This is a genomic window from Lachnospira multipara ATCC 19207 (genome assembly GCF_000424105.1).
Taxonomy (GTDB): Bacteria; Bacillota; Clostridia; order Lachnospirales; family Lachnospiraceae; genus Lachnospira; species Lachnospira multipara.
Map to the genome: position 1 here is coordinate 60,177 of NZ_AUJG01000016.1, position 19,643 is coordinate 79,819.

The following is a 19,643-nucleotide window of genomic DNA, read 5'->3' on the forward strand; positions in this document are numbered from 1 at the left end:
TATTTTTTAATAAGAAAAGGAGAATACAATATGAATTTATGTTTTAGAAATCTAAGAGCCGATGAAATCGAAGTAAGAGTTCATTCACTTAATAAGGGTGGTGCTCAGTTATTACTTTATAAGGACGCTAGAGCAGATATGAATATCTTAGATGATGCAGTTGGTCCTCTTGGTTGGAAGAAGGAATACAAAAGAGATAATGCAAATTGCGTAGTAAGTATACTAGACAAGGATACAGGTGAATGGATATCTAAGGAAGATACAGGTACAGCTTCAAATTCTCAGGCTGAGAAGGGATTAGCTAGTGATTCCTTTAAGAGAGCTTGTGTGAATTGGGGAATTGGTCGAGCTTTATACGATGCTCCTTATATCTTTATTACAAAAGATAAATTACCTACTTTCAAGGAAGCAAACGGTAAATTTACATCTTATGAAAGATTTAAGATTGCAAATGTTGTTTATTCTGAAAATAACAAGAGTATCATTGAAGTTGCGATTAATATTATTTCGAATTATAAGGTAGTATCAACTGTCGTATTTAAGCAAAGTAAGGCTGCAGTATCAAATGTTCAGCCACTTCCATCTACAACACCTACTATTAATACTAATACTCGGAATATGAATTCAAACCCTGTACATGTAGAAGAGTCTCAGTCTACTCCAAGATCTAATCCAACACCTGTTAATGCAGATGTTATGGATGACGAAGATATTATTTTATTCGGTCCATGCAAGGGTAGTACTTTTGGAGAGATTAAGAATACAGATAGATTCAACACCCTAATGAACTGGGTAAAAGGCCAGAGCTTTGGTTATGGTGGAGAAAAAGACGAACAGTTAAAGAAGCTTAAGGCACTTGCATAGGAGATTATAATGGAAAATGATGTAAAACTTTTTCTTGATTCAATAAAAAATAATTATTTCTTTGTCTATGACACAGAAACGACTGGTTTTAATATTGAATCATCAGATATTATTGAAATATCAGCTATTAAAGTTGATGGCAATACATTAGAAATTGTTGAAGAATTCGATAGCTTGGTTAATCCAGGCTATCATCTTCCACAAGAAATTATCGAATTTAATGAAGAGCATAACACTGGTATTACAGATGAAAAAATTCAAGCAGCACCTTCTGGTGAGCTTGTTGCAAAAAACTTTTATACTTTTATAGGAAAAAATCCTATCATGGTTGGTCATAATTCAATTTCTTTTGATACCAAATTTGTGAAAAAGCTTTTCAATAAGTGTAATTATGAATTTAATCCTTATATTCAAATTGATACACTAAAATTAGCAAAAGAAAAAGTTCCAGCTCCAAGAAATCTTGCGAGCCTATATGAACGAACGCCTGATAATGGTTCTATCGCCTTTCATAGTTCAATAGACGATGCTAAGGCAACACTTTCTGTTTTAAAATGGCTATTAACTTTTTACAATACATCTGATAATCACAAAGAGTCTAATAAGCCAATTACTGTATTGAATTTGTCAAGATGGACTATGACAGATACGCTTGACAGAATATATATACAAAACAAAGAAAACTATAAAATCTTTTTTGATGTTAAGCTTGGATGTTTCGATCTAAGTGGAGTTCAAAAGAAAGATGTGTTAAATGGTTTGTATTTGTATTTTAAACAAAAAGATAGAATCGTAACAGATGAAAAATCTATCATTTCTTGTTTATTAGAATTTGCTACATAAAATCTTATATATTTAATATGAGAAATAAATTATTTTTTAAAAGGAGAAATAAATATGAATAAGACAATTTTAATGGGAAGATTAACTGCAGATCCAGAAGTAAGATATTCGTCAGGAGAAAAGGCAACTGCTGTTGCTAGATTTACACTTGCTGTAAATCGTACATATACTTCTGAGGGGCAGCCAAATGCAGATTTTATTAGATGCATTGCTTTTGGAAAGAGAGGAGAATTTGCTGAAAAGTATCTCCACAAGGGAACAAAGATTGTATTAGCAGGTCATATTCAGACTGGCTCATATGATGATAAGGATGGAAAGAAGGTCTACACTACAGATGTAGTTGTTGACGAAATGGAATTTGCTGAAAGTAAGTCACAGGCTGAACAGTCTCAGGCATCTTCCGCTCCAGTAGCTGAAAATGCGTCTCGTCCAGCTGGAGAAGAATGGATGCCTATTCCTGACAACCTTGATTATGAAAATCTTCCTTTCAATTAAAAATCAAAACATCATATTTAAAAAAGGGCATTTATTTAAAATGCCCCTTTTTTCTTATATAGTTTTCCCAAATTCTTTGAAAAGTTCAGATAATAATTGTTTTCTACCACGTAATTGATATTGTTTTTTTACAATGGTACGTAATTTATCCAAATCTGTATTCTGTTTTACAACCTTACAAAAATTAGTCTTGCACACAACATGGCCTATTAAAATATACCACAATATTTCCGAACAATAGTTTTGAAAATTAGGTAAAGCCTCATAAAAATCTAAACCATATTTTAACGCTACTAGTGATAATTTTAGTTTCGAATAATCTAATTCCATTCTTGATAATCTATATACTTGATAATCTTGTATTTTATTACGGGTACTATCATTTTCGTATATAGTATCTATAATTAATCTAATTTCAGAAGCGTTAAGAAGTGGGGTAGCTAATATATCCATTGGATATCCTTTATTTAAAGCATATAATACTAATGTTTTCCATTCTTTATAATCTGGTTCTTGAATTCGTAAATCCAATATTTCTTCATTGAAAACACCCTCATTATTAATGACATTTCTGTTTAAATCATCTTTATACCATATTTGTTTATCTTTTTTCAAAAAACTCACCTCCACTATAAATATATAAGGACATATATCTTATATATTTACTATGAAACTACTAAAACACGCTAGAAAGGATTTAATATGGGTGCGATTGAACAAAAAACATATCAAACAAGTGTCAATGTTACAATGTATACAATAGAAGAGTTAGAGCAATTAATGGCTGCTATTCTTAGGTATCTAAAAGATAAAGATAAAAATGCAGGTGCAAAAGCTCTTGCTAAAGAAATCAAAAACGGAACTGCCAAAGAGGTTATCTGTTACGGAGATACATCATCTTATAGAGATTTATTAAAGGCTCTTAAAGATGAAGGAATATATGCATTAGGACACATTGGCTATGATGGTAAAATGCGTTTTACTGCTGGAGCTTTGAATGCGGAAAGAATCCTAGAAATTAATAGAGCTATATTGCTTAGTCAATGTAATTATATTCATGCTGCTGATTTAACTGATTTCGAAAATGCAATTGCGCAATACGGGAAAAACAAAGAATTAGTAAAATTTGAAAATATAGATAATGATTTTGCCTTTGTATTAAATAATAAACTTAATAGATTGTACACTGTCAGCAATGGCGAAACTATTCACAATTCAAAGCCAATAACAGTTGGTATTCGAGAAAATGAAAACACTACAACTATAAGTTTAAGTGATAAATATGTAATAAATCTTGAAAAACGACAAATTGAAAATGGCAAAAATAATAAAGAAATATATAACAAAGACCTTTGTAGATGTATATTAGATTCCGCTGTTTCCTTATATGGCCAAAATAGTGAAATAAAACATGCTGAAATTGAGTTTGATAAAAAAGCTGAATCTGAGATAGAAAGCGCACTTAGGGAAAATAAGGAATTATGGATAGTAACTGCAGAAAACCAAAAAGATGCAATTCACATATCCCCTGACGGTGTTGATATCTGGGATTTAAATGGAAAGAAACATTATGATAAAGACGATCCTAATATTGATGATATTATTTTAGAAAAGCATAATCAAATGTATTCAGAATCAATTGTTGATACAGTTCAAGCCCTTTCTTGGATGCAAGGTTTTTATGATAAATGCCCTGGGGATGTAAGAAACGCTCGTGATGACAACAAAAAGAAGATAAGCGATGCAGAAAAAGAAATGGTAAAAAATTTAGACCATATCATAAAAGATGGACTTGTTTATAAATATGGCAACGTAACTAATGGAAACAAAAAGGAATTATATAAGGAATATACAAAAGCAGCTGGTAACGCATTGCAATTATTATCTCAAAATAAAGAAAACCAATTGTCAGCTGAACAATTCTATGAAAAACTCGGATTCGGTTCTATGGGAATTTCTAATGATTTCTATGACAAAATAATAGAAAAATCAAAGACAACAAAAGGTTTTGATTTCGGAAAATATAATCCAGATAATAATAAAACGCTATATGCTTCTATAAATTCCAACATGGAATCATATACCGCTAGATATACACCAACAAAACACAAAGAAGAAATTATAATTAGCCACTAAATTTAGGAGGAGGGTTTAAGCTCTCCTCTTTTTTGCTCTTATATATTTACTATGAAAATAAAAAAGAAAGGTGGTATTTAATGGTATCAAATATTCAAAAAGAAAAAATTAAAAAGCAAACTCGATTAATATATATTATTATGGGTATTATTATATATATTTTTTATGCTTTTTTCTTATTCCATTATTCACAAATTAAATTGGAATATCCAAGATACGATATAGCACAGAAATTAAATATGGCTATGGAACATATTTCAACTAATCCTGCTGAAATTAGTTTGAGCGCAATAAAAGAAAGTTTAAAAACACTTTTACTTACATCAGGATTAGGAGCTACATTTTTAATTTTATTTATCACTAATATATCGCTTAAAAAACATGATAATCCCGATACTGTTAATGGTGAAGCAAAACTAATGGATAGTGAAGACCTTAAGCGATATAACATGCGAAGAACAGATCCATTTAACAAACCAACTTCGGATGGTCCTAAAAACATGATTTTATCAGAAGAAATTAAATTAGCTATTGATAATAGACATACTAGACGTAACTGTAACACTTTAGTTATTGGTGGTTCTGGTGCAGGTAAATCGAGATTCTTTGTTTCTCCCAATATTTTGCAATACAATTCTAACTTTGTCATAACAGATCCGTCAGGCGAGCTACTAAGAGATTATGGTAAAGCGTTAGAGGATAATGGCTATCAAGTTAAAGTTTTTAACTTAACAGACGTTTATAAGAGTAGTCGTTATAATCCATTCCATTATATAAATAGCGAAAAAGATATATTTGTTTTAGTTAACACACTGATTAAAAACACAAATCCTGAAGGTGGCGGAAAAGGCGATCCATTCTGGGAAAATTCAGAAAAATTATTAATTACAGCTTTAATGCTTTATTTATGGCATACTGCACCTAAAAAAGACCAGAATTTTTCAAAACTCGTACAAATGGTCGGTATGGCAAATATAGATGAAAACGATGAAAATGCTCAATCACCTTTAGACTTATTGTTCGAAGATTTAGAGAAAGACGATCCTGAAAATCTTGCGGTACTCCAATATAGAAAATTTAAATTAGGTGCTGGAAAAACTCTAAAAGGTATTTTGATTTCTGTAGGTGTTCGTCTTCAATCATTCGAATTAAGTGATATTAAATATCTGACAAACGATGATACTCTTCAATTGGAAAGTTTTTCAGATACGAAACAAGCATTGTTTGTTGTTATTCCTACTGCAGATACAACATTTAACTTCTTGGTTTCTATGATGTATTCTCAGCTTTTTAGTTCGCTATACACTTATTGTGAAACAAGGGCTGAATATGGTTATATGGCATACCTAGACGATTTAAATATAATTAAAGTAGAACAAGCAACTAAGGATACCTCCAAAGAAGCAAAAACTAAAATAGAACAGTTTATCACCGAAGTTAAAAACGGAACACATGCTGAATATGATGATGTTAAAAAATTATATTACATATATACGCAAAGCGGTTCATTAGTTGGTTGGCGTGGAACTAAAGAAGCTGCTAATACATTTATGAACAGCCTTAAAAATATAAAAATTAGGGAATGTAAAGCTAGATGTCCGTACCATGTAAGACTTCTATTAGATGAATTTGCAAATATCGGACAAATTCCTGATTTTGACCAAAAGTTAGCAACAATTCGTAAATATGAAATTAGTTGTGCGATTATTTTACAGGCGATTTCTCAGTTAAAAGAAATCTATGATAAAAAATGGAACACAATAGCTGGTAACTGTGATACTAAATTATTCCTTGGTTGTGATGACGAAGAAACAATTAAGTGGCTTGTTGGTAAAATGGGTAAAAAGACTACAATCGTAGAAAACACTTCTTGGTCAAATAAAGGACAAGGAAATATGAGCCTTAATCGTTCTAGCATAGATTTAATTACAGTAGATCAAGTAGCTAATATGGATGATAATGAATGTATTGTTACTATTAGAGGTGAACACCCTTATTTTGGAAAAAAATACGAATTAACAAAGCATCCAAATTATGAATATGCTAAAAAGACAAGCGGCCAGTTTTCCTTACCAATGAAAACAAAAGAAAAGAAGAATAACACGCCTTTGCGTGAAAATATAGAATCAGCATTTTACGAAAATGATAATAATGACAATAATAATATTGTACCTGATAAAGAATCTAATAAGCCTAATACAAAATTATCTAAAGAAGCTCATACTAAAGCTAATAAGTCAAAAGCCGATAAAATGGTCGAAGCCCTAAATAAGCAGGCACAAGAAGAGAACCGTATTAAAGAAAGTAAAAATAATGGTTTTTATGATAACGCTACAATGATAGCAAGTTCTTTAGGATTCGCTCCTGGAAGTATACAAAGCATGGACGAAGAGCAATTACTTGAAGAAATTGAGTCTAAAGTAATTATCGAAACAATTACAACTGAAGATTTAAATTATAGCCAAACTTATTAAATAAGAAATCTCTGCACTTTTATGTGTGGAGATTTTTTGTTTTGTATATATCTAAGGCAATTCCTTGAAAACAATTATAGAAAGAAAAATCCCTAAATATTACAAAAAAGAGTGTGGGTTCTATTTATAGAAACGTAAAATAATCCGTTTTACAAGCAAAATAATAAAGAATGAAATTGCTCTTATATATTTACTATGGAAGAAAAAAATTCAACAACTCAGGAGGTAATGTAATTTATGAACTCTAAGATTAAGAGAATTTCTACTAAGATGTTAAGTACAGTAACATCAATTACAACAATGGCAACTATGACAGGATTATCAGTAGTATGTGCAGCTGACGCAACTGCCCTCATTTCATGGGGTATCAAAATCATGGCAACAATCGCTACGATTTTAGGAGCTTTTTACACTGTTCAGGGTGTAATTTCATATGCAGCTGCAAACTCAGAAGGAGATGGCCCTGCAAAGAACAAGGCAATCCAGCAGATTGCTTCTGGAGCGATGCTTGTTATTGTATCTGTATTAATTAATTCATTTAGTGGCTCACTTGTAAGTATGATTACTGCAGCCTAAGATTGATTAATTAACTTATTAAAGCAGCCTATTCAATTAGAGTAGGCTGTTGTTTTTTAAAAAAGGAAGGAAAGAATGTATGATACTTACCCAAAGAGAAAAATACTTAAATTATAAAAAACGTGTGGATCTGATAAGTTTCGTATTAATATTTTTATCTATAACAATTATATGCTTAACCCCAACAAGTTTTGCAGGAATTGGAGATAGTTTAAAAACTATTGTAAATTTCTTCAAATCACTTACAGGCGGCTCAAAAGACGTATCTGGGTTCAAGGAAGTATTAACATGGGCGTTTAGTTGTCCGATGTATATGCCTATTGCTATCACCAGTGGTGTCGATGTTACTACTGGTCAAACAAATACCAATGCACAGGCTCTTCAAAATTTAATGAAAAATATTGTTGGTGGGGACACAGGAGACGTATCAAGCAGCATTATATATTCAGGTTTATCAACTGGTGTAGCACTTCTTAAGACATTAGCAGCTTTCATGTTAATTATTATAGCTATGGGACGACTATTCCAAAACCTAAATAAGGGGCAAGATGGTATCCAGAGTATATATAAAATGGTTGCAGAAATTGGTATTACAGGATTTATTATGATGAATTTAGACACTATTGTTGCAACCATAACTGCTATTGGAGTAGCTATATTATCTAAATTTACTGTGAATAGTCCAAGCACTATTGATACTGTAGTTAATTCAATTGGCTCTTCGATGGGAGTTAACACAGAAAATTGGACTATTGACGGACCTTTTTATATCGAAGCTTCATTAATACTCAAAATGATTGTTCCTATAGCAACTTCAGCACTTTGCTTTATTTCTGCAGGTCTTGCAACGCTACAAACATTAATAGAACTTGCTGTTAGAAGAGTTTTAGCACCTTTCGCTGTTATAGATATATACGAAGAGGGCTTAAGATCCCCAGGTGTTAGATATTTGAAAAAATATTTTGCCACACTTTTAAAAATGTTAATAATCATTCTTATTGCCAATATGACACCAGCCATTATATCATCACTCAGTATTTCTGATGGAAACTTTTTCATAAACGCATTGGTAATGGGCGTAATTAATTTATCGGCAGGAGCTATGATGTTGAAGGCTGATTCGATTGCAAATGATGTTGTAGGCTAAAAGGAGGTATATAGCAATGGCTATTGAAGTTCAAATGTCTGAGGACATAAGAAAATATGAAACAAAGGTTTTTGGACCTTTCGATAAAAGAAAATTAATATCTATGGTCATAGGAGCTGCATATTCAATTCCGTTGGCTATAGTTTTTCCTGGTGATATAACAGTTAAAATATTCGCTTTTGCAATAGCGATGTCACCAGCATTTGCTTGTGGATATATAAATTATGCAGGCATGAAGTTTGAAAGACTTTTTTTTAGATGGTTGTATTTAAAAATATTAACACCAAATAAACGTAAATATAAAACAGTTAATTCTTTTAGAGAGATTGAAAAGCAATTAAAAAAAGAACAAGAAAAAGAATTAATGGAAAAAATGAGCAAAAAAGAATTAAAGAAATATTTAAAAGCGAAGAACAAACCAAAACAGGTAGAATATTCTAAGCTTGCTCAATTTAAAATTTACAATTAATGATAATGAAAGGAATAATATTATGGCTAAGACTAAGAAAAAAACAAATTCATTAGATGGAAGCTTATTTTCAAAAATAGCAAAAATAGATTCGCTTCCAAAAACTGTACAAGAATCTATTCCTTTTAAGGGGATTATGCAGGACGGTATTATCGAAACCAAGCCTGGCGTATTTACAAAAACATATAAACTTGAAGACGCAAATTTCACTATGTTAAATGAAGATGAGCAAATTTCTTTTATGAAAAAATTTATGAATGTGATAAACACATTTCCTGATGGTTGCAAATGGCAATTTAACATTTATAACCATGAAATTGACAAAAGAAAAACACTTGAAGACATTTGTATAAAGCCACTGGGCGATAATTTAAATAAATATCGAAAAGAAATGAATGAAATACTAACATCTAATTTAAAACATGGTAATGCTTCTTTAACACAAGATAAATATCTAACAGTTTCTATTGAAGATGGTAATGTTGAACACGGAATTTCAACACTTGATAAAATGGATGTTGATATATCTAAACGTTTCAGAAGTTTATCTGCTAGAGAAACAAGACCTTTATCTTTAGAGGAAAGACTACGTCTAATTTATAATATTTACAATCAAAGCTATGATTATAGATTAGCTACAGGCGTTTTTGATGGAGAAGAACGTCTTGATTTAAGCCTTATAGCAAAACAAGGTTTAACTGTCAAGGATATTATTGGCCCATCATCAATGCAGTTTAGTGATAACACTTTTATGTTAGGTGATAGATATGGTCAGGCATTTTATCTTGAAAGAGTACCTATGTATTTATCAACAGATTTCTTAAGAGATATATGTGATATTCAAACAAATTCACTTATTTCTATGAATTACGAACAGATTGATGCAGATGTTGCTAACAAACTTGTCAAAAACCAATTGGCAACTATAGAAGCTAGAATAGACGCTGTTACAAAAAAGCATAATGATGATGGTTCATATAATGCAGCATTACCACCTGAACTAGAAAAGAGTCAGATTGCTGCAAGAGATTTGATGAATGATATCACAAGCAGAGATCAGAGATTATATTATATGACTTTTACAGTTTGTCTTTTCGCTACTTCGAAAGAAAATTTATCTAGCGTAGTTAAGATTTTAAATTCTATAGCTGCAAAACATCAATGTCCAATTAAGCCATTGAAATTTCAGCAAGAACAGGCACTCAATACAACACTTCCTTTTTGTCGTAATGAATTGTGCGTTGAAAGACTTTATACCACTGAGTCAGCCAGTGCTTTTATACCATACAATACTATAGAATTAAATCAAAAACATGCCGTATTTTATGGATTAAATCAAGTATCCAAATCTATGATTATGTATGACCGCACGAAGGGCGATAATTTTAATGGATTAATATTCGGTTCTTCGGGTTCTGGTAAATCATTCGCTGCGAAAAATGAAATGATTAATGTGTTACTGGCTCACCCAGAAGCACAGATTTTCGTAATTGATCCGCAGGGCGAATATACCCCTCTCGTTAAAGCTTTAAATGGAACTAAAATCCCATTAGCTCCAGGTGCGAGAACTTATGTTAATCCTATGGATTTAGATATATCTGATGTAGAAGATGAAAACAGTAACCCTATAGCAGGCAAGATTGATTTTATTACATCAATGATTTCAACTATAAAGAAAGCACCTCTCACATCTTCAGAAGAAGCTATTATAAATGCTGCGGTTACACGATTATATGATCCATATGTAAGAGAACTTGAAAGAGATGGCAAGACTATAGATAAAGATAGATGCCCTACATTATCAGATTTATATCAGCTTTTAGATATTCAAAGAAAATCAAATCCAGAAGCAGGTAATTTATGCGATATTTTATCATCATTTACAATGGGACAGTTTGATAATTTTGCTCACAGAACCAATGTTAAAACTGATAATCGTTTTGTAGTTTATGACATTAAGGGTGCTGGTACAAAAATGAAAGAATTATCATATCAGGTTTGTTTAAATGATATTTGGAATCGAATGATTGAAAATTCAAAAAAGGGAATTTATACATGGATATATATTGATGAATTCCATATCCTATTAGAATCAGAAGAAGCAACTCTTACTCTTAAAAGAATATGGAAAATGGCTAGAAAATGGCTTGGCGTACCAACAGGTATTATGCAAAATGCAGCTGACCTTCTAAAGTCAAGTGAAACACAAGCAATTTTTAATAATACATCTTTTATCCTCATGTTAAAAGGACAGTTAATGGATAGAAACGCTTTCCAAGAACTCTTACATTTAAGCCCTGCACAGCTAGAATACATAACGGACTCTGATAGAGGTTATGGTTTGTTTTATAATGGTAAAATGACCATTCCATTTAAATCGGAATTCCCAACAAAAACAAAACTATACTCAATAATGACAACTCAGCATGACGGTGAAGCGGTTTAAGGAGGAAAATATATGAATCTAGCATTAATAATTAAAATAGTATTTAGCATAATGTTTTTATTAGCTGCCGTCATCGGAACAGTTGGTACTAAATTACTTGAAAGAAAAATTAAAGATAAAGAAGAAAAAGACGAATTAGCTGATACAGAATTTATTGACACATCAATAGATAATGAAGAAGAAAATCAAATACTAGATGAATTAGCTAGTAATCTTTTAAGTTCTGGATACGAAGATGATGAACCAGAAGATAATGACGAATATATTGACTATATAGAAGATGTTGAAGAATAACAAAAAGAGGTTAGCCTAAACAAAGGCTGGCCTCTTTTCTTATATATTTAATATAGAAAAACAAATAGAAAGGATTTTCATATGAAGGATACCAAACCACATGGAAAAATTGAAGATTCTGAGTCTTTATATTATAAAGCAAAAGAAGAGCGAGCTACTGGTAAGACAATACAAACAGTAAAGCAAACTTCATATAATACGGTTAAAGACTCTGAAGCTGTACAAGAAAAAGAAGAAATGGAATCTAAACTTAGAAAAGTAGGTGTAGATATTCATGATATCGGATTTGCTAGTGATTCTAAATTATTTTTACAGAATGAAGATAATGTAAGTTCGATTAAAGAAATAACTGGCGATTCGAATTATAGACACGCTAATAGTCAAGGAATGTTTTCTACAAATATAGTAGATGATTATAATCATAATTCAACAACTATTAACAGTGCTCTAGAAAAAAGAGGCGTTGTTAATGCTAAAAATTTAAATAATAGAGATATCAGCAAATTAAAAGCAGCAAACCCAGATAATAAAGAATTAAAAATTCTTCTGAATGAAAAGCAAAAACTTAATGCATCTAAAAGAGGAATTTCAAATATTAAGCAAAAAAAGAATATTGCACAAAGAGTTAGTATGTCGGTTGCCGAAAATAACCAAGACTCATTAGCACTGCAACAAGTAAACTCAACAAAGAAACAAGTAAAGACCGTAAAAACAGGGCTAAAGGCTGTAGAAACAGGAATTAATGCTGCAGGTTCTGCGGCTATTAACGCAAAATCTCTTGGATTACGAGTTAAAGATGGAAAAATAGCTGCATCCGAATATAGAGCAGCTAAAAAAGATGTTTTAAATCAATCGACAAGCAAGTTTTTCCATCCAATAGATAATTCAAAGGAAAAATTTAAGAGAAAAGCGGATACCCTTAGACAAAAACATCTTTCTCGTCAAGGAAGATTAAATAAAGTTGAGTCAAAATTGCAAAAAGTAAAGCCTGATTCATTTAAAGCAAAGAAACTCATTAAAAAGAAAAATAAATTAGAAAAACGCATTAATAAAAAACCATCGTTTCTTAAGAGGACGCTATTTTCTGTCAATAAAAAACGTATTAAAATATTAGACAGATTTAATTTAATAAAAAAAATAATAACAAGGACTATTACCGTTACTATAATTGCCGCTTTAGTTTTAAGTTTTATTGCAAATACTTTTGATGGATTTACCAAAGCTTCAGCTCAAAATTTATCTAATATCGAAATATCTGAAGATGTGTCAAATATCCCAGACGAATATTTGGAAATAGATGAATTTGCAATGCCTTCATCTAAAGACTCAGCTGTTTCAAAATCTTACTATATATATAATGAATTAAAAAAGACTCAAACCGCTTATATAGAGAATTTATATAATGCAGGAGCTAATAGCGAATATAATTCTTATTCTATTCCTAGTGAATGGAAAAGTACTATTGAAAATAATCTAGAAAATTATTCTGATTATTCAAGTAAAATATCTGTAAATAGTGATGGAAGTTTTGTTGGCTTTAACTTAAGTAAATATTTTGGCGAAAAAGTCAATTACAACTCAGTATATGCAACTGATGGTAATAATATAGTATTAAGAGCTGAACCTGGAATCAGTTCAATTGATGCAGAACACGATTTAAATAGTGAATCTAGTGATAACATACAAACTAATGGAAACACAAAAACAATTACAACTAGTTATACTAATGATAATACTAATACAGCTGACAATATTGTAATATCAACCCATTTCCCTGAAGAATCATCAATGATGGAAATGGCCGCAAGTATAATGACAGCATCTATTCTAGTTAATGGAGCTGATGCAGATGAAGATACTCACATATCATGGTGTCAAGACATATTAGCTAAGATGTTAAATAATTCATCTATTAATATATCAACATCAATAGAAGATGATAATAATTCTTCAGTGAATTTTTATTATCAGAACGCACAATACAGTACAACTTCAAAAAAAATAATTATCACTATAGATATTTCATTTAATGAGGATACATCTCTTAGTCATATCATAGAAACAGCAGGTATAACATTAGAAGGAGATTCTAAAACTGCATATGATTATATATTCTCTGATTTCGCTACTAGCGATTTTGTGGATCTAGTTGGATTAGATTCTGGAAACAACCCTGATTCAATCAGTAATGGTGGTTATTCTCATAGTTATACTAGTGAAGAAATAGCTGCAATAATTGGAAACACGACTTTATCTGATAGACAAAAGAAAGTAATAGATACTGCTACAAGTATGCAAGGACAAATAACCTATTATTATGGTGGTAAACCAACAAGCAATGGTACTCCTGTTCAAACTAACGTAGGAACAAATGGTTCTACAACAAGTGCTAATTCGTATGGCGAAAATATTGCAGGACTTGATTGTTTTGGTTTCTGTGATTGGGTATACTGGACTGCTTTTGGAGAAAGAGTGTTAGCAATTGGTTCTACAATGAGCACAACATCAGTTCACAATAACGGTGCTGATGGTTTAACATTAGTTAGCTCGTCAGAATTACAGCCTGGCGATTTAGGATTCCAACAAGGACATGTAGGAATATATGTAGGCCAAGATTCAGAAGGGCATTATGTATTTTGCCACTGTGTAGGAACACCTAGTTCAACTGTTGTTGTAAATACATATGCTGAATTTGATGTATTCTATAGAGTTAATGTAATGTATTAATCATATTAAGAAGCTTACTTCGTAACTTAGTAAGCTTCTTTTTTAAAGCAATTTTCTTCTATATTTATCATATAAACACATCTAATAAATGGAGGTATTTAATTATGGTCAATTTAGCAGCTAATTGTGATGTTTCAATACCTGATTTCAAAATTGTTTACAAAGGAAAAAACATTCCTATGTCAGATGCATATCAAATCAGTTACGCTTATAACATTTTATCGACATCTGAATTTATAAAAGACAATTATAATTTCTCAGACGATATATGTGTCAAAATGGCTATTGATGTAAGAAATACAATGGATAAATATGACTTGGCAGAAAGAGTAGCTATTAAAGAAGTAATATCAAAATATAAGGAGGAACTTGTAAAAAATGAAGGGTTATTGGACTGATTCTGGATATATGGGCTATGATCCATATAAAGAAAAATATTTTCTATACGCCAATGAAGAAGAATACAGAGAAGATTATACTGAAAAAGCTCTAGCATGGACCGACTAATTTGAAACACTATCGACTAGTTATAACTGGTTGATAGTGTTTTTTATCTTATATATTTACTATAGAAGAAAAGAATATATATACATTAAGGAGTGATAAATATTAATGATAAGATAATGAATATATTATCATTAAACGAATTTTATATGATAATGTCTTCAAAAACCAAAAAACCGTATATAAACAAACAATACAATTGTTATATGTTTGATACGAAAAAAAGTGCCGATGATTTTATCGCACAATTCCCATCAGCCAATATTTTTATATCTGATAAAATTAAAAATTTTAAAAGCAAGGTGTTTTTAGAAAAGCTCTACAATTTAGGTATTAAAAATATTATTTTAGAGTTCAAAAAAGAAAAAATAATAATAGCTACAGAAAAGCCAGAATTAAGATTTCTGTTATATAATCCACTGACAGAAGGATACCTTTTACAATTAAGGCAATCAGGAGGAAAAAAATATTTACGAGATTTATGGAATTGCAATTTCTTTACAGCTGTAAGAGTAGAAAAGAGAAAATATGCAAAACATCCTATTATCCAGTATCCCTTTGCAACAATAAAAAATAATGGCAAATTTTTTTTATTATTTAGTAGCATTGATGATTTTAATAAGTGGAATAATACACAAGAATGCATATGGAGTCCTATGGAAATTAATATCAACAAATTTGATAGAATTAGAAATAGAAACCCTATTATAATTAACCCTAATTCCGATAGGATTGTATTAACTAATAACCTAATCAAAATAATTAAAGAAGGAAAAAAATAATGAAGAAAGAACATGATTTTAAAGAAAGCCGTATATATAAAATATGGAGTTTTTTTTATCAACTTAAATCAATAAATATTAAAGTTCCATATTATTTTGTTCCAGCCTGTCCTAATTGCGGAAGTTATGTAACAGGACGATTTGTAGAAAGAAATAATAATATAGTTTATGAAGAAAAAAATAGTCTTAAACATGGAGAAGTTATTGCGCCAGTAGCTAATGTAGGAATAAACAACTGTTTTTGTATCGAGTGTTCTACTCGTTTTAAGCATGATGTAAAGATTAAATTTATAACCCCGTCAGAACTTGAATTTGAAAAAGAAAGAAGACGTGTTAGTTTAATATATAAATCTAAATTCGGTAAATTTATGGAAGATGATGATATTGACGGCGTATCTGAAAAGAAAAATAAGAAAAATAAAAAACATTTTTTTCGAAAGTAAAAATCTTATATATTTGTAGTGGAACATGATATCTAACGGGAGGAACAAACTATTGTAAGTAACTATTTAATTGGTTTTTTATTGCCTTTAGGCAGGAGGATTACAAAATGAATAATTTAATTTTAACAACAAATGGCTTCGACTTAGATACAAAAATGTTTGACAACCAAGTTGCACTTATGGTATTTTTAAGCAGATTTGGAATTCTTACAATTGAACAAATCAAGTGTAGTTATCCAAAATCAGTATTAACATATGCAACATTAAAGCAAGACTTTTTAGATTTTATCTTTGATGCATATGACGAAAAAGAGATCTCAGAATTATATGATAAGGGAATAGAATTGTATAATTTGCTAGATTCTGAGGAATCTAAAAAGCTTAACCAAGCTTCGTATTGCAATAATTTACTTATTGCAATGTAATATATATTTCTCAGGGGGAATTGTTCCCTATTTGTTACAATAGTTTACAGAAGAAAGGACACTAATTATAGTGTCCTTTTTTCTTATATATTTATTTTGTAAACGAATTAAAAGGAGTATAAAACAGGAGGAATATATAATGAATAATGAAAAATTAATTCAACAACAAATGCTTGAAAGAGTTGCAAGTAGTTTTATTACTAATAAGCCGATTAGATTGAAATGGCTAGAAGGAAATGATTTAGGTTATACATCTTGTTCTGAACCAACAACTATTCATGTAGCCTGGGAACATTGTTACTATACTGGTCTTAATAATGATGATAAATTCAGAATTAGAACAGGTGTTGCTGCGCATGAAACGTTGCATCAAATCTTCACTAATTTCGATTATACAAATAAAGTGACAAAAAAGATGACAAGAGGCGAAGCAGCTATATTTATGCAATTCGCAAATACAATCGAAGATCCTGCTATTGAATATTTCGCAGATGAGGTCATGTCTGGCTGGTTTTTAGATGGACTAAAATTCTCAATTCAACGAATATTTGATTTATCACCTGAAATAAACAATTCTCAAAACGCTTTTACCCAATTAATTAATGCGTTAATAAATTTTGGAGATATTGGTTTTGTCAAAGGAAGTTTTACATTCCCAGAAGCAAAAAAATATTTTAAAATAATTGCTCCTATATACAACAAGGCAATTGTAGAGCGTAGTTCTAAAAAACGTATTAATTACGCTATTAAGTGCATGGAATTAACAAGACCTTTGTGGGAAGAAGAATTAAAAAAGCAAGAATTCTTTGAAAAGCTTTTAAAAGAGATGCAAGAAAATCTTTCGAAAAAGGGTGAGGGAACAAATAGCGAGCCAAGTGGTGATAAGCAGCAAAAGAAAGCAGAGTCTGAAGTTGCTAAAAGAAGAGATTCTGCAATTAGAAAAATTAAAAAAGCTGACGATAATGCTAATGCTGACAACAATAATGCTGGCAATAATGGCGAAGAAAAGGATAAAAACAATTCTGACAATAAAGGTGAAGAAAAAGATAAAAATGTTTCTGAAGAAAGTGGAAAAGAACCAACAAACAATAATTGTAATTCTAATACAACTTCTGAAACAACTTCCGAAACTTCTAAAACGGATTCCGAACCGACTTTTGAACCGACTTCTAAAACAGCTTCTGAAGAAATTGAGGGAATTACTTTAACCCCTGAAATGGCAAGCAAAGTAAAGCCAATATGCGATACTTCTGAGACTGAAAGAGCTGAATCTTTAAAGGCTATAGAATCTCTAAGTAAAATTATTGAAAAGGAATTGAATAGCAAAGATAGTAAAACTAAAAAAACTGATCCCACAAATATCGACATTAAAACAGATAATAACCCTAGCTTAAAAAGATACACTTGTCTAAATAAAAAAGTATCAGCTACTAATGTTGCAGCTTATTCAAGTGTTGTTAATGAATTGTCTCCACAGATTAAATCTCTCACAAAGAAACTTGAAAAGATAATCGAACAAGACATTGACGAGGCAAGAAGGGCCACATCTGGTAATTATAATGTTATAAGAGGAACAGTTGGAACTACAGCTAAGATATTTGACAAAATTAAAGAAAAATCAAATAAAAAAAATATTGAAGTCTTACTATTAGTAGACCATTCAGGCTCAATGGGTGGTCATAAAATTGAAATTGCTAGAACAACATCTATAATTCTTGCAGAAAGTTTAAGCAGATTAAACATTGATTTTAGCATTATTGGGTTTGCAGCTGACAAATTAGGATACAACGCAGTTCATTTCCATTACTGCAATCGTAAGGAAAACAGCTTATCGCAAAGAAGTTCGCTTTTATCAATGGAACCAGGTGGTAATAACTTTGATGGATATTCTATTAGATATGCAACTGAATATCTGAAAAATTCACCTAGTAATAAAAAGAAGCTATTATTTATAATTTCTGATGGAAAACCACATGCCAGAGCATATTCCAGAGCTGGACTTAATGGTATTGAAGATACTACTTTAGCTATTAAAGATGCAAAAAAGAGCGTTAGCTTATTTGGTATTGGAATTGGCAATTGTGATCCAGAAGTGCTGCTTAAGATGTATGGTAAGGATTTTATTCATGTAAAAGATATTGCTCTTTTACCTAATGAACTAAGTAAACGTCTTTCAAAAGCATTATAATTAGGAGGTTTAAATGAAATCATTCGCATTTGATGATGGTAAGAGATTAATTATTACCGTTGAAGATATAACAGAAGCACAAAAAAAAGAGCTTATAAAGCGTTTTAATTCAACAACATTAGCTAATGCCAATGTCTTACCTATCAATAAGATTGAATTCGATAATGAATTTTACATTCCAAGTGGAATTTATGCTGGAAGAACGCCAATGGAAATATTAAATGATATAGATTGTATGAAGGAAGAAGTAGAAGTCATATCAGAATTTAACAAATTTAAAAACACACCTGATTTTAAATATATAAAATCATGTTTGTTAGATTATTTAAAAAGAAAATTCAAATCTACAGATGCTACTAAATATGCGTCAAATCTGACTCAATCTCAATCCATTGCTTTTAAAAAATTATACAGCATTGTGATTCCAATGAATACAAGCATTGAAGATGATATTAGATATTTTCAAAATAATTAAGATTTAATGCGTTTTAAAGAAAAAGGGGCTGTGAAAAAATGAGATAATCATTTTTTCCAGCTCCATTTTTATATCATTTTTTTGTGAGATATGCTGTTTCTGGCAAAAAAAGTGTATAATGCCCCTTTCCCCAAAAACTACAAACTTTTTTGATTAGGCAGCTTCTTGGAGACGCAGCTTTTTATTGTGATATTTATATAAGTTATGACCTATTGAAACCAAAAGAACCTCAAGTTTTACGGATTTTATTCCTTTTCGAACTATTCTTTTATACCAACGATCATTTTTTATGATTCCGAAAGTACCTTCCGCTTGAATGGATCTGTTCATTCTAAGGAGTGCTCCCTGGATGCTT

The 19,643-nt window shown here is 30.7% G+C and carries 20 protein-coding genes; 18 read left to right on the forward strand and 2 right to left on the reverse strand.

Annotated features, from left to right (window positions below; all coding sequences use genetic code 11):
- Positions 1 to 30: 30 nt before the first annotated feature.
- The 3 genes from G600_RS14510 to G600_RS0111405 are packed head-to-tail and all read left to right on the forward strand — an operon-like array spanning position 31 to position 2,202.
- Positions 31 to 864, forward strand: coding sequence for a Rad52/Rad22 family DNA repair protein (locus G600_RS14510; protein WP_051195493.1), 834 nt, complete (start codon positions 31 to 33; stop codon positions 862 to 864).
- Positions 865 to 873: 9 nt separating this feature from the next.
- Positions 874 to 1,707, forward strand: coding sequence for a 3'-5' exonuclease (locus tag G600_RS15235; RefSeq protein ID WP_051195494.1), 834 nt, complete (start codon positions 874 to 876; stop codon positions 1,705 to 1,707).
- A gap of 54 nt (positions 1,708 to 1,761) precedes the next feature.
- Entirely contained in the window at positions 1,762 to 2,202 is a 441-nt protein-coding gene (locus G600_RS0111405; protein ID WP_027432030.1) for a single-stranded DNA-binding protein, read from the forward strand.
- Positions 2,203 to 2,256: 54 nt separating this feature from the next.
- On the opposite strand, the gene G600_RS0111410 is transcribed toward G600_RS0111405, so the two are convergent.
- Positions 2,257 to 2,817, reverse strand: a complete 561-nt coding sequence (locus G600_RS0111410; RefSeq protein WP_027432031.1) for a hypothetical protein — start codon at positions 2,815 to 2,817, stop codon at positions 2,257 to 2,259.
- Between the two features lie 87 nt (positions 2,818 to 2,904).
- On the opposite strand from G600_RS0111410, the gene G600_RS0111415 reads away from it, so the two are divergent.
- The 15 genes from G600_RS0111415 to G600_RS0111485 all read left to right on the forward strand — a co-directional run bounded on the left by G600_RS0111415 (position 2,905) and on the right by G600_RS0111485 (position 19,288).
- Positions 2,905 to 4,338, forward strand: a complete 1,434-nt coding sequence (locus tag G600_RS0111415; protein ID WP_027432032.1) for a hypothetical protein — start codon at positions 2,905 to 2,907, stop codon at positions 4,336 to 4,338.
- A gap of 500 nt (positions 4,339 to 4,838) precedes the next feature.
- Positions 4,839 to 6,812 carry a VirD4-like conjugal transfer protein, CD1115 family gene (locus G600_RS16295; RefSeq protein WP_456297548.1) on the forward strand — a complete coding sequence of 658 codons (1,974 nt, stop codon included), beginning with the start codon at positions 4,839 to 4,841 and terminating at the stop codon, positions 6,810 to 6,812.
- A 237-nt stretch (positions 6,813 to 7,049) separates the two neighbouring features.
- Positions 7,050 to 7,388: a hypothetical protein gene (locus tag G600_RS0111425; RefSeq protein ID WP_027432033.1), complete on the forward strand. Its 339-nt coding sequence runs from the start codon at positions 7,050 to 7,052 to the stop codon at positions 7,386 to 7,388.
- Positions 7,389 to 7,467: 79 nt separating this feature from the next.
- Positions 7,468 to 8,535, forward strand: a complete 1,068-nt coding sequence (locus G600_RS0111430) for a hypothetical protein (protein ID WP_027432034.1) — start codon at positions 7,468 to 7,470, stop codon at positions 8,533 to 8,535.
- A gap of 16 nt (positions 8,536 to 8,551) precedes the next feature.
- A complete protein-coding gene (locus tag G600_RS0111435; protein ID WP_027432035.1) occupies positions 8,552 to 9,004 on the forward strand; it encodes a PrgI family protein in 453 nt (150 codons plus the stop codon).
- Between the two features lie 22 nt (positions 9,005 to 9,026).
- Positions 9,027 to 11,450 carry a VirB4-like conjugal transfer ATPase, CD1110 family gene (locus G600_RS0111440; RefSeq protein WP_027432036.1) on the forward strand — a complete coding sequence of 808 codons (2,424 nt, stop codon included), beginning with the start codon at positions 9,027 to 9,029 and terminating at the stop codon, positions 11,448 to 11,450.
- A gap of 12 nt (positions 11,451 to 11,462) precedes the next feature.
- Positions 11,463 to 11,744 carry a hypothetical protein gene (locus G600_RS0111445; RefSeq protein WP_027432037.1) on the forward strand — a complete coding sequence of 94 codons (282 nt, stop codon included), beginning with the start codon at positions 11,463 to 11,465 and terminating at the stop codon, positions 11,742 to 11,744.
- Positions 11,745 to 11,825: 81 nt separating this feature from the next.
- Complete coding sequence (locus tag G600_RS0111450; protein WP_027432038.1) at positions 11,826 to 14,471, forward strand: NlpC/P60 family protein; 2,646 nt, start codon at positions 11,826 to 11,828, stop codon at positions 14,469 to 14,471.
- Between the two features lie 104 nt (positions 14,472 to 14,575).
- The gene (locus G600_RS0111455; RefSeq protein WP_027432039.1) at positions 14,576 to 14,869 is read left to right on the forward strand and encodes a hypothetical protein; all 294 of its coding nucleotides are present in this window, start codon (positions 14,576 to 14,578) and stop codon (positions 14,867 to 14,869) included.
- Positions 14,850 to 14,978: a hypothetical protein gene (locus G600_RS16040; RefSeq protein WP_278244416.1), complete on the forward strand. Its 129-nt coding sequence runs from the start codon at positions 14,850 to 14,852 to the stop codon at positions 14,976 to 14,978. Before G600_RS0111455 ends, G600_RS16040 begins: the two co-directional genes overlap by 20 nt.
- Before the next feature lie 116 nt (positions 14,979 to 15,094).
- Positions 15,095 to 15,757 (forward strand): SseB family protein, encoded by a 663-nt coding sequence (locus G600_RS0111465; RefSeq protein WP_027432040.1) that lies wholly within the window; start codon positions 15,095 to 15,097, stop codon positions 15,755 to 15,757.
- The gene (locus G600_RS0111470) at positions 15,757 to 16,200 is read left to right on the forward strand and encodes a hypothetical protein (protein WP_027432041.1); all 444 of its coding nucleotides are present in this window, start codon (positions 15,757 to 15,759) and stop codon (positions 16,198 to 16,200) included. The genes G600_RS0111465 and G600_RS0111470 overlap by 1 nt, the downstream gene beginning before the upstream one ends.
- Positions 16,201 to 16,307: 107 nt before the next feature.
- A complete protein-coding gene (locus G600_RS0111475; protein ID WP_027432042.1) occupies positions 16,308 to 16,625 on the forward strand; it encodes a hypothetical protein in 318 nt (105 codons plus the stop codon).
- A gap of 139 nt (positions 16,626 to 16,764) precedes the next feature.
- On the forward strand, positions 16,765 to 18,813 hold the full coding sequence (locus tag G600_RS0111480) for a cobaltochelatase CobT-related protein (protein ID WP_027432043.1): 2,049 nt from the start codon (positions 16,765 to 16,767) through the stop codon (positions 18,811 to 18,813).
- A gap of 13 nt (positions 18,814 to 18,826) precedes the next feature.
- Positions 18,827 to 19,288: a hypothetical protein gene (locus G600_RS0111485; RefSeq protein WP_027432044.1), complete on the forward strand. Its 462-nt coding sequence runs from the start codon at positions 18,827 to 18,829 to the stop codon at positions 19,286 to 19,288.
- 153 nt (positions 19,289 to 19,441) lie between these two features.
- Here G600_RS0111485 and G600_RS15520 read toward each other — a convergent pair.
- The coding region (locus G600_RS15520) for a transposase (protein ID WP_081669482.1) at positions 19,442 to 19,643 on the reverse strand (202 nt) is incomplete at its 5' end.